The following is a 12,278-nucleotide window of genomic DNA, read 5'->3' on the forward strand; positions in this document are numbered from 1 at the left end:
TTTTTATCAATATTTGACTTATCAAATAATCGTTCCTTATCTTATGGATATGCATTAAAACCTATTGAGATAACAGGTATCAAGCAATGCTCTTCCCTACACGGAACTACGTTGTTACTAGTAATGGTATATCGATCTCTTGCGGATCTATAACATCATTATCCATATCATTATAAAATCGCAATTTCCAACCATTAACATTCCTATTCACTCCCATCTAACCTACTCTTCGGAAAACCGGTTTCATGGAACAAACAACTTTATCAACAACAGGTTATTTTCGCAGGAAGGACGTTCTTTTTATCACTTACACGCTAGCAACTGTTAAATAGTGTTAAATCACTTTAATCAAAATTGTTGCTCCAAAAGGCTTTAAGATCAAATCTTTATATGTAATTATCCAAATTGCGCCATACTATTGATGATAAGGGGAGAATTCAATATTTTTGGCCGTATGTCATCGTTAAACCTTGCTAATTCAAGTTTAGCAACCATATGCTTTATCATTGTTTTTATGCTCTTTTTTATACGCCTGAAGAAGTTAACCATATGGGGCGGTATAACTGGGATGCTAGTAGGCATTCCTGTATTCCTAGGTGCAGGATGGTGGGGCCTCTTATACCTTGGTATATTCTTCTTATTGGGCACATTAGCGACGGCACACGGCAAACAACATAAACTTTCACACGACGATCTAGAACAACAATCTACAGGCCGCCGACCAGGCCAAGTATTTGCCAATGGCGGTATTGCTGCTTTAATGGCCATTTTAGCCATCTTCGATCATAAACATACCTTTTTATACCACGCCATGATGGTGGGCAGCTTAGCGGCCGCAACTGCCGACACACTATCATCTGAGCTAGGTACTGTATACGGTAAGAAATTCGTGAACGTACTTTCCTTTAAACCGGATGAACGCGGGCTGGATGGGGTGATTAGTTTAGAAGGTACAATTATAGGCGCTGCCGGCAGTTTATTGTTAGCTATTTTGTTTTCTATTCAATATGGATTCGGCGCGGCCACAATTGTGATTGCTGCTGCTGGGGTTATTGGCAACTATGTAGATTCGATATTGGGCGCTGTATTTGAACGCAGGCTTGTGATGACGAACAACATGGTGAACGTTTGTAATACCGCAGCAGGGGCTGTAGTGACGGCGTTGTTGTTGGTGTAGGGAAATTTTGATGAAAGATTAATTCACACTCTCTCTTTTTCTTTTTATTCATATTTAAATTCAACAAGTTTGCACTCCTCCATTTCAGCTATACTACAACCCAATAAATAGCGTGTTCACTTGTTAGGTACTTATGAAGATATTGTAGCACTGCATCAAGTTATTCAAATTCCAGTTGATCTATGCCAAGTAAAACATGATCGAAAGTAGAGAATTGGTATTAATGCAAATAATCTTGTGAGAAGAAATATATGGATAGCTGTCCTAGAAGAAACTGATCAATATATTCTTCCATTCAAATTTTGCATCCAAGGCTTTAAATATACATCTTATCTTTAGATGTTATATTTCAATAGCATATTACACTTATAAATAGTTATAAACGCAGTGTAGCTGCATATTTGCAGATTATTTTTGCCATCATTTCATCATCATCATGCGCTATTGTATGACCCAATTGGATGGTGTTGAAAAAATTTTCAAGTATTTGGAAAATAAATTTGGAAGTTTAACAAAACACCTGTTATTTTGCAACTCCTTTCAAGACAGTAACATACTTCTGCAGAAAGAAAATAATATGCCAGCATAGCTCAGTTGGCCAGAGCTACTGATTTGTAATCAGTGGGTCGGGGGTTCGAATCCCTCTGCTGGCTCCCAACAAAATTAAAAGCACTAGGTTCTCCTGGTGCTTTTTTCGTTTAAAAAAGTTGCAATACTTCACTCTGATATAGGCATAAAAAAAGCACTGGGTTTTACACCAATGCTTTTCAAATATAGTACGTTATAATGCTATTTCTATGGTTGCACAACAAATACAAACAAGGTAGGTTTATTGCGATACAATACACTATCTCCTTTTTGAATCCATTCTCCTCCACTTGGTAATTCTGGGTATACCAGCCCTTGTTGTTCTTTTATCATGAACATCTTAGGCCGCCAGCTTTCCATTTCCAGCAGCATAGGATCTGCTAACAAAGAGCCTTTCTCGTAATGAATAAATTCCCCCGTCGGCTTATATACCTGCGCTTTCTCTATTTCACCTTTAGGCCCCATTTCTATGCGTGATTTTCGCAAATAAGTATCACCATCAAACTTCCATAAGCAAGTAGCAGGATCGGCACAATAACGGTAATCAGGCTTTACTAATTCTAACTGCAACATCGACTTCAACCAAATTGTATCCACCTTTGGGGGTGGCGCAACGGTTACCACCTTTTCGGGTTTCTTGCCGCAGGCAGTGATGAAGAGAATAATGACAGTTAAATACTTCAATTTCATATGGGCATAAGATGTTGAGCGCACAAAATTAAAAAAACCGTGCCAGTAATATTGTAAACACTGGTTTAAATCTTAAAATAAACCCCTATCACCTTGTTTTACAGTACTTCCTCATAAATGCAGCGCTCTGATCGTATTATGTAAATACATACAAGTACCTTTCCGCCAATACCAATATAAACGAAGCCGTGCTCCTTGTTAAATAAGTGCCCCCTAACTTCACTTACAGGTAAAAAGTGCCCAAAATTGCTGTGTCCTTTCGTTATAAGTACATTTTCCCTTGCCAGTGATGTCTGATGTCCAGCTGTAAACAAGGTATCTTGTAATAAGGCCTCCTTTGTATAAGGCACAGGCCCTTCAGGAAGATAAATGGCCGCTGAATCTATTTCTCCTAAAGTATCTAAAAATACTTCTGAACGCTTAACACAATGGTTACCTATAAACGAAAAGCTTGCGTAATTATTCGCTTCATACTGGTAATTACTGTCAACTTGTAGCTTGTAGGGCAGTTAGTAGCATAGAGGAAAACCAAAAGTGTGTCAAATCCCCTTGCGAGCTCGCAATATGCCTGTTACTAGGTAGGGAGCAGTATGCGATGCATATTGCTAAAACAACTAGGTACTTTATCATATAGTTCGGTTAAATCTTACACAATATATCAAAATAAAAAACCCCCGGTGAAAACCGGGGGCCATCATACACCAAAACAATCTTACGGTTTTTTATCGCAAGAAAAGCAGCTCTCTGTATTTGGGTAATCCCCAAATCTTGTCATCTACTAAGAATTCTAATTTATCTGCATGGTAGCGGATAACGTCGAAGTACGGCTGTTTGATCTTCTCACAGTAGTCGATCGCTTTTTGACGGCTATCAGACAGCTTGTTAGCTGTTTTACGCGCCTCGATCATTGCCTGTACATTTTCACTGATGACATTAATATGTTCAGAAATTTTGTTCGCAATTTGAACCTGTGCTTTGTAAGCCGATTCAGGGAAACCAATTTCTTTTAAGCCTTTAATGTTTACCAACAATTCGTTTAAGTATTTAACGGCTGAAGGTAAAATGTTGTTAGTAGCGATTTCGCCGATAACACGAGCTTCGATTTGTACTTTCTTCACGTAATCTTCTAACAAGATTTCATGACGAGCGTGCAATTCTTTCTCATTGTAAACACCTGTACCTACGAACAATGCAGTAGCTTTAGGCGTAACAAACGCATCTAATGCACGTGGTGTAGTTTTGATGTTTTCTAAGCCGCGTTTTTCAGCTTCTTTTTCCCACTCTTCGCTATAACCATCGCCTTCAAATAAAATTCTTTCTGAATCTACGATGTATTTGCGTAAAGTTTGCATAATGGCGATTTCTTTTTTCTCGCCTTTTTCGATCAACGCATCCACTTCTACTTTAAAGTTTTGAAGTGTGTTAGCCATGATCGTGTTCAAAACTGTCATTGCAGAAGAACAGTTCGCTGAAGAACCTACTGCACGGAATTCGAATTTATTACCTGTAAATGCGAATGGTGAAGTACGGTTACGATCTGTATTATCTAATAACAATTCTGGAATATGACGGTGAAGATCCAATTTAAGGATAGCTTCGTCTTGTTCGTCGAATTTATTGTTAACGCGAGTTTTCACTTCTTGTAATACTTCTGATAAGTATTTACCACAGAATACAGAAATGATGGCTGGAGGAGCTTCGTTTGCACCTAAACGGAAATCGTTGCTCGGTGAAGCGATAGACGCTCTTAACAAATCTGCGTTATCATGTACTGCTTTAATCGCGTTCACGAAGAAAGTCAAGAACATCAAGTTAGTTTTTGGTGTTTTACCAGGCGCTAATAAGTTAACACCAGTATCCGTAGCCAAAGACCAGTTATTGTGTTTACCAGAACCGTTGATGCCAGCGAATGGTTTTTCGTGGAATAATACACGTAATTTATGACGCTTAGCAACTTTGTTCATCACATCCATCAACAATGAGTTGTGATCAACTGCAATGTTCACTTCTTCGAAGATAGGCGCACACTCAAACTGAGCAGGAGCTACCTCGTTGTGACGAGTTCTTAAAGGAATACCTAATTTGTAAGATTCTTCTTCGAAATCGCGCATGAAAGCATACGCACGCTCAGGGATAGCACCGAAGTAGTGATCTTCCAATTGTTGACCTTTAGCAGGCGCATGACCAACAACTGTACGGCCACACATTACTAAGTCAGGACGAGCATTCGCCAAACCTTCGTCAACTAAGAAATATTCTTGTTCCCAACCTAAAGTAGTAGTTACTTTTGTTACATTTTTATCGAAGTAGTTACAAACTTCAACAGCAGCCTTATCCAAAGCAGCCGTAGCTTTTAACAATGGAGCTTTATAATCTAAAGATTCGCCAGTGTAAGCAACGAAGATCGTAGGAATGCAAAGTGTTTTACCTGCACCTTGATCGATGATGAATGGAGGTGAAGATGGATCCCATGCAGTATAACCTCTAGCTTCAAAAGTAGCACGAATACCACCGTTAGGGAAGCTGGAAGCATCTGGTTCTTGTTGTACTAATGCATCGCCATCGAAAGTTTCGATCGCAGTACCATCACCTTTCAATGTGAAGAAAGAGTCATGTTTTTCTGCTGTAGTACCTGTTAAAGGTTGGAACCAGTGTGTATAGTGAGTGACACCCTTTTTCATTGCCCAAGCTTTCAAGCCTGAAGCAATTTGGTCGGCCATTTTACGTTCAATTTTAGAACCCGCTTTAATAGAGTTCATCAAACTTTTGTAAGCCTCGTCGCTCAAGAATTCGCGAGAAGTTTTGGCTGAAAATACATTGATACCGAAAGCATCAGTGATTTTACCGTTGTCTGCTTTGGTTTTAACATCTACGCCGGTTAAACCTTCCAGCGCTGTTAAGCGTAAAGATTGCATGCTGTGAGAAATTTTATACAAAAAAACATCCATTAAATTTAAAAAGCAAGAAAGTGTTCAAAAAATCAAAAAAAATTACAATCAGGTTGAAAAAATCCCGACTTTTTTGCGATTTGAGTAAAAATCGAGCATCTCAGCTCTCCAAAACACATGTATATAAAATTCGATAATATGATTTTAAGGCCCGTTTCCCATCACGAAGGCCAAATTTGCTGACATAGATCATAGATTTATGCCATTTCAGACCCGCCAAAGTGGGAAATTCCCCTCCCCTCTACCCCTTCCCTCCCAGTCTTTTCCACTTTAACATATAATATTAACAGCTTTCAAAGCCCACGCTTGTCAATCAACAAGAAATCACGTAGGTTTGCATCTTCTTTTTAAATCGTAATTGTTACATGCAAACCACAGTAGAAACAGCCGAACAGTTAGGTCTAACAGCAGACGAATTTGAGCGTATAAAATCCGTAATGGGCAGAACGCCTAATTTCACGGAACTCAGTATGTACTCCGTTATGTGGAGTGAACACTGTAGCTACAAAAACTCAATCGTTTGGCTCAAAACTTTGCCCCGTGAAGGCGACCGCTTACTCGTAAAAGCTGGTGAAGAAAATGCAGGCTTAGTTGACATCGGCGACGGCTTAGCGTGCGTATTTAAAATTGAATCGCATAACCACCCTTCTGCGATCGAACCTTTCCAAGGTGCCGCTACGGGTGTTGGTGGTATTCACCGCGATATCTTCACAATGGGTGCTCGTCCTATCGCTGCCCTCAACTCGCTCCGCTTTGGTAACATCAACGATAAAAAAAATCAACACTTATTAAAAGGTGTCGTTCACGGTATCAGTCACTACGGTAACTGCTTCGGCGTTCCAACCGTAGGTGGTGAAGTTTACTTCGAAAACTGTTACAGCACTAACCCGCTTGTAAATGCTATGAGCGTTGGTATCGTGAAAGTTGGTCAAACCGTTTCCGCTACTTCATACGGCGAAGGCAACCCTGTATTCATCGTAGGTTCTGCAACCGGTAAAGATGGTATCGGTGGTGCTTCTTTCGCTTCTGCAGATATCACGGAAGAAAGCGCGCAAGATTTACCTGCCGTTCAAGTAGGTGATCCTTTCCAAGAAAAGAAATTATTGGAAGCTTGCTTGGAACTTATCCAAACCGGCGCTTTAGTAGGTATGCAAGATATGGGCGCTGCCGGTATCACTTGCTCTACTTCCGAAATGAGTGCGAAAGGTGAACACGGTATGAAAATCGACCTCGAAAAAGTACCTACTCGCCAAGAAAATATGAAAGGATGGGAAATGTTGTTGAGCGAAAGCCAAGAACGTATGCTCATCGTAGTAATCAAAGGCCGCGAACAAGAAGTACTCGATGTATTCGAGAAATGGGACTTACACGCTGAACAAATCGGTGTGGTTACAAAAGAACCCAACTTGAAGTTCTATATGAACGGCGAATTGGAAGCCGACCTTCCAACTGATAGCATGGTACTCGGCGGCGGTGCTCCTCAATACCACCGTGCTTACGTTGAACCTGCTTACTTCGAAAAAATTAAAGCATTCGATATCCATAAAATCGCTGATGTTGTTGACGCGAAATTTGTTGCTGAACGCTTAATCCAAATCCCTAACATCGCTTCTAAACGTTGGATCTACAACCAATACGATAGCATGGTAGGTACTGCAAATGCTAGCACAAACGCACCTTCAGATGCTTCTATCGTAAGCGTAAAAGGTACGAAGAAAGCTTTAGCACTTACAACCGACTGTAACAGCCGTTATGTATACGCTAATCCTTTCGTAGGTGGCCAAATTGCGGTGGCTGAAGCTGCTCGTAACATTGTATGTAGCGGTGGCGAACCAGTTGCCATCACGAACTGCTTGAACTTCGGTAACCCTTACGATCCAGAAGTTTACTACCAATTCGTTTACGCAATTAAAGGTATGAGCGAATCTTGTAAGAAATTCAATACACCGGTAACAGGTGGTAACGTAAGCTTCTACAACCAATCTCCAGACGGTCCTGTTTACCCAACGCCTACTATCGGTATGCTCGGTGTATTAGACAACATGGATGCTACACGCACAACCCTCAATTTCAAAAATGATGGCGACTTGATCTACTTAGTAGGTCGTAGCTATAACGATATCAGCAGCTCAGAATACTTGCACAAATTGATCGGTATCGAGTTCTCTCCTGCGCCTCACTTCAACCTCGAAGAAGAAGCACAATTGCAGAAAGCGATCACTAAATTGATCAAAGCAGGCTTAATCGAATCTGCACACGACGTTAGCGAAGGTGGTTTGTTCACTACATTGTTGGAAAAAGCAATGGTGAATGGCCTCGGTTTCGATGTAACTACTAACAAGATCTTCCGTAAAGATGCTTACTTGTTCGGCGAATCTCAAAGCCGCGTAGTTGTATCTGTAAAACCTGCTAACAAAGAGAAATTCGAAGCTTTATTACACGGTTTAGTAGACGCTACAGAACAATCTGTTCGCTACGAAAAAATCGGTACTGTTAAAGGTGAAAGCATTGCTATCGACGGTGAAAACTGGGGCGATGTTAAAACTTGGAAAAACAAGTACGATACTGCTATCGAAAAACACTTCGAAGCGTAATTATATTACAACTTATATAAGAAAGCCTCCGCTCTACTTTAGAATGGAGGCTTTCTTTTTGTAGTGAACGGTTGTAGTATTATGCAGCCCTAGTTGCGTCGCCCGTATCGGGGTTTGTGCTACTATAGAGCGTAGCCCAATGCGGCTCCTACCCTCGCCTGTGCGACGCCACTACGGTTGAATAGAATTTATATAGCCTATACCCTCCCACAAAAAAATAACCCCATCTCTACAACGTAGAAATAGGGCCATTTTAACAATTATGCTTAGCAAGTTATTTCCGCTTTTTCTTACTGGTACGTTTGTATAAAATCCAGCTACCCGATAACGCCAGTATCCCCGGTGTTAAGCCTAATAAACACCAAATGATTTTCACAAATAAACCCCCGAAATTCCCAAAGTGCAACGGCGCTATACATGCTTGGAACTTCTGGCCGAAGGTGGCTTTGTTGAGGTTCGTTAACTTCTTCACCTCACCCGTAGCCGATAACGCAACGCTCGAGTTATATTCGCCAAAGAACTTCGTACCACCAGTATTCCCCATGAAAAGTACTGGGTCGCCCTGCTTTTTTGGAGTACGTATACCCATAATGCGCAAATCCGGGAACACCTCTTTCGCCTTTGTATACAACGCATCAAATGAAATAGCGCTTAAATCCGTACTTTGAATCACTTTCCCGTTCTTGCGAGCATTCACCACTTTAATCTCCATCATTATCCCCGTAACCACAATGATCAAGTTAAAGATCAAGGCCCAAACGCCTATGATGCGGTGCAAGTTGCGCCAACGACGGTTCTTATTACGCCACTCCAATTTCGTTTTAAAGGTGAGTACTTTCGCGAACGATTTCCGGTAAATTATAATCCCTGTAATAATCGATATAGCAAATAATATCCCCGTAATTAAAATCACCCAAGCACCTTTAAACCCACTTAACAAGGTAAAGTGTAAATACATGACCCAACCCGAAAAATAGCCTGTATTACTACGTTGTGCAATTACTTCTGCTGTATAAGGGTTCACCACTACGTATATCCTTCTTTCCGGGCCGTATTCTGCACGTAAAATACACGTCGCATTCGGCTCTTGCGGCAATCGAAGAATATTCATAATGGGATTGCCTTCAAGCGATTTTGCTGCTGCTTGGTAAATGCTATCCAAGGGCTTTCTTTCGCCTTGTGGTTGCACATGAAACAACATGGGATGCATGGCTTCATCAATCTCGTCGCTAAAAACTAATAAACTGCCTGTTAAACTCAAAAGCAGGAGCAAAGCTCCTGCTATGATTCCCGCAAGGGAATGTATCTTAAATATTTTCTTCACCCTTAGAATTTATAGGTATAGTTAATGCTAATGCGTGTACCCGTTCCTTTAGCATAGTAATCAACACGCGAATTCCACATCGAAGGTACAGTGTAATAATCTTTATTGAAAAGGTTATCTACACCTACGTTAATAGTGCTATGCGCATCAAAGTTATAACTAGTATTCAAACTAAATATCGAGAATGCTTCCACCGGACCTTTACCATAAGCATACGCTTTTGTAGTGGGATCGGGGTTGAAACGCTCGCGGCTGCAAGCTCTCAACATTTGCAAACGAATGTATAATTGCTTAATGGGCTGATAACGTATATAAGCAGTTAATTTAGGTGGGGCAATTTTATCACCCAACATGTAAGCATCTTCTTTATCGTTGTATTTACCGTTTTTGTTCAAGTCCAATTTACCTTCTGTATAAGAGTAAGAGCCACCCGCACCTAGGTTTTTCAAGATGCGTACATCAGCAGCAAATTCGTAACCATAGATCTTTTGTGGATCGCGGGCAATTTCAAATTTACCTTCTGGTGTTAATACATAGTTCGCACCTAATTTAGAAGTACTGATGTAGTAGCTACCTTCGAAATCAACAGGACCCACAGTGCTGCTGAAACCTGCTTCGTAGTTATTCGCAATCACCGCTTTTGTTTTTAAACGAGATACCGTATTCTCTTCCGCGGAACGTAAGATTCTACCCAATTCGTTCACAGAGAAGCTTTGTGAATAACTTACAAATGGTTTGAAGAACGACCAACGGTTGTAACGTAAACCCGTGTTAAAGACAAATGCATTGTACTCGATTTTACCACCTTTTACAGGTACACCACCTACATCATATTGACCCGTTTTTTGGTTCAAAGAAATGATGGTAGTATAATCTGGTACATCAATGCTAATGTTCTCGTAACGTGCACCTGCTTTCCACACGAAGTGTTTGAAGAAAGTAGCTTTCAACTGTGCATACGGCGCCGTGTTTTTCATGTCCATTTCTGGTACCCATAAGCGGCCGTCTGTTAATGTTTGTGCAGTTTTATCGTTTAAGATGTCGACACCATATACTAGGTCGGCATCAATGTTTTTAGATACGGTAAAAGGTGTAGAGAAATTCACACGTGCACCTTTTTTATCGGAAGTGATCGTAGATTGACCACCACCTGGCCAAGAATCAGTCCAGAAGAAAACTGTGTAGAACTTCTGCATGTACAAATTCACATCTAAGCTGGTATTGCCGATAATTTTCTCGCTGCTCCAGTGTAAGCTAGCATTGTGGTTGTAAGGAGTACCTTCTGGATCGCCTGGGCGTTTACCAAAAACACCGATGGTAGGAGATTCGCCGTATTTACCATTTTGGCGAATATAATCGGTACGTTGCTCGCTACCGAAGAAGTTATACATTAACTCTACGCGGTTGCGGGTGTTGATATTGTAACCCAATTTCGCAAAAGCGTTCCAGATAGTGGTTTCACCCAAACCGTAATCGGGGTTAATAACTACACCTTTAGCATCTTTATAAACACCTGTTTGTTCGTATTGGCCCGATACTACGTAATCGAAATCTTTGTAGTAACCGCTGAATTGTTGACCTACTTTGAAGCCGCCGGTGTGTTGTGCCTCTTTCACTTGGGTATTAGCACCAAGGGTGGTTAAACCACTGAATGCTTTAGAACGATCCGCCTTTTTAGTGATGTAGTTAATCAAACCACCATCGGCACCATTACCATAGATAGCGGTTGCCCCTTTGATTACCTCAACTCTTTCGATCGCGGAAGGATCGATAGAGCGGATATCACGGCCACCGTTACGGAGTGGTGTAGATTGTGGGATACCGTCAACCATCACCAAAAGGTCGCGGCCACGTAAAGTTTGACCAGAGTTACCTGTTGTATTACTACCAAAACCTAAACCCGGTACGCTTACCGCCAAGATATCGGCGATGTTGTTACTGATATTCTTTTGAATGGCTAAATCTTTAGCACCGATAATGGTAACAGAAGAAGGCACTTCATCCAAGGTTTCTTGTTTACGAGATGCGGAAACAATGACTTCTTGTAGGTTCCCGTTTTGCACTAAAGTAAAAGTATAGGTAGTTGTATCGTTGGCATTTACTTGTACGTTTTGTTCAGCTGCTTTGAACCCTACGCTTGTAATTTTCAAGTGGTAAGCACCTGCGCTTGGTAGTTGTAATACGAAAGCACCTTGGTTATTCGCCACAGCACCTGTTTTAGAACCAATAACGCTGATATTCGCAAAAGGTACGCTTTCACCTGCATCGCTTTTCACGGTGCCTTTAATAGTCGCCTTTTGCGCAAAAGTAGAGATAGCTAGAAATAAGCCTATGAATGTTAAAACCGAACTGCGAAGCATGATTTGCAATGTGTGTAATGTGTAATTGAGGCGCAAAGGTACTAGGTGTGAAAGTGGGGTTACTTACGCAAAAGGGAAAATCATTGATCAAATCGGGAAATATTAACGAATTATTCAATAGTTACATGCTCACCGTGACAATCCCTTCCTGTTCTTAACAAGTTATTAACAGATTACAACTTTCGTGGTATAGATATACTATTTTTATGTACTATCTTTAAATAGAGCAGTTTAAGCATTTTGTTTTTTTCCGTCCCATTCTAAGAGAACTAATTAACCTTTATTTAAACACATTTGACTTATTTGGATGACCATTTCCTATAAGAAGCCTTTAAGTAATTTTTACCATGTCCAGATTGATGAATTCCATTATTTAAAACACCTAGTGAAAGAAGTATTTGTTTTGTTGGGACTGAGCAATCAGTCCCATTTTTATTGTACCCTTGCTGGTTGATTTCCAAGTATTTGTTGCTCCTTGTGTAGGAATGCACTGTTTTCTTGTGAAGTGCTATACCTTCCTATACCGGCCACTTATCCTTTCCCGAAGCACATCATATACTCGATACTATAATTACCTATTTGAAGTAAGTTAATTTA

6 protein-coding genes and 1 tRNA gene are annotated in these 12,278 nt (G+C 40.6%); 3 read left to right on the forward strand and 4 right to left on the reverse strand.

The features are described from left to right. Positions 1–454: 454 nt before the first annotated feature. Both LX64_RS21195 and LX64_RS21200 read left to right on the forward strand, forming a co-directional pair. On the forward strand, positions 455–1,177 hold the full coding sequence (locus tag LX64_RS21195) for a DUF92 domain-containing protein (protein WP_394337185.1): 723 nt from the start codon (positions 455–457) through the stop codon (positions 1,175–1,177). A gap of 579 nt (positions 1,178–1,756) precedes the next feature. Next, a tRNA-Thr gene (locus LX64_RS21200) sits at positions 1,757–1,830 on the forward strand. Between the two features lie 142 nt (positions 1,831–1,972). Here LX64_RS21200 and LX64_RS21205 read toward each other — a convergent pair. Both LX64_RS21205 and LX64_RS21210 read right to left on the reverse strand, forming a co-directional pair. Further along, entirely contained in the window at positions 1,973–2,455 is a 483-nt protein-coding gene (locus LX64_RS21205) for a hypothetical protein (protein WP_111599708.1), read from the reverse strand. Positions 2,456–3,177: 722 nt separating this feature from the next. After that, the gene (locus tag LX64_RS21210) at positions 3,178–5,370 is read right to left on the reverse strand and encodes a glutamine synthetase III family protein (protein WP_111599709.1); all 2,193 of its coding nucleotides are present in this window, start codon (positions 5,368–5,370) and stop codon (positions 3,178–3,180) included. Between the two features lie 398 nt (positions 5,371–5,768). Here LX64_RS21210 and purL point away from each other — a divergent pair, with 398 nt between their 5' ends. After that, positions 5,769–7,997, forward strand: coding sequence for a phosphoribosylformylglycinamidine synthase subunit PurL (purL, locus tag LX64_RS21215; RefSeq protein WP_111599710.1), 2,229 nt, complete (start codon positions 5,769–5,771; stop codon positions 7,995–7,997). 274 nt (positions 7,998–8,271) lie between these two features. Here the strand turns inward: purL and LX64_RS21220 are convergent, their stop codons facing one another. Together LX64_RS21220 and LX64_RS21225 are read right to left on the reverse strand one after the other, a co-directional pair. Continuing rightward, a complete protein-coding gene (locus tag LX64_RS21220; protein ID WP_158538703.1) occupies positions 8,272–9,321 on the reverse strand; it encodes a PepSY-associated TM helix domain-containing protein in 1,050 nt (349 codons plus the stop codon). 2 nt (positions 9,322–9,323) lie between these two features. Then, entirely contained in the window at positions 9,324–11,681 is a 2,358-nt protein-coding gene (locus LX64_RS21225) for a TonB-dependent receptor (RefSeq protein WP_111599712.1), read from the reverse strand. Positions 11,682–12,278 lie beyond the last annotated feature (597 nt).

Source organism: Chitinophaga skermanii (assembly GCF_003259335.1).
Lineage (GTDB): Bacteria > Bacteroidota > Bacteroidia > Chitinophagales > Chitinophagaceae > Chitinophaga > Chitinophaga skermanii.